Origin of the sequence: Halomonas sp. SIMBA_159, assembly GCF_046536035.1 — a bacterium.
Lineage (GTDB): Bacteria > Pseudomonadota > Gammaproteobacteria > Pseudomonadales > Halomonadaceae > Vreelandella > Vreelandella venusta_A.
On sequence record NZ_JAWJBT010000546.1, the window covers coordinates 1 to 273 of the forward strand.

Sequence of the window (273 nt, forward strand, 5' to 3'; positions counted from 1 at the left end):
GGACAGCTTACGCACACACAGCAGCATGCTTTGCATGGTGTCACTATCCGTTTGCAGACTGTGATAGGTCATGACACACAGCCCGGTGGTATCTCAACGGTGACGGTACAGGCAAGCTGGCAAGATCGCTGGCATAGGGAGCATCAGGTGACTCTGGAGAGCAGAATACCGCTTGCCCTGCATTAAGTCTCAGCGGTAATTTTCTGCTGTGAGTGAGTCCTGTCAGTGCGGACGGGCAGAATCTGCCGGTACGTGGTTAAGGTTAAAGAAGGG

The 273-nt window shown here is 53.5% G+C and carries 1 protein-coding gene; it reads left to right on the forward strand.

Going from position 1 to position 273, the window contains the following annotated elements:
- On the forward strand, positions 1-186 hold a 186-nt coding region (locus tag R0J87_RS20400; RefSeq protein WP_498888536.1), incomplete at its 5' end, for a hypothetical protein.
- Between the last annotated feature and the right edge of the window lie 87 nt (positions 187-273).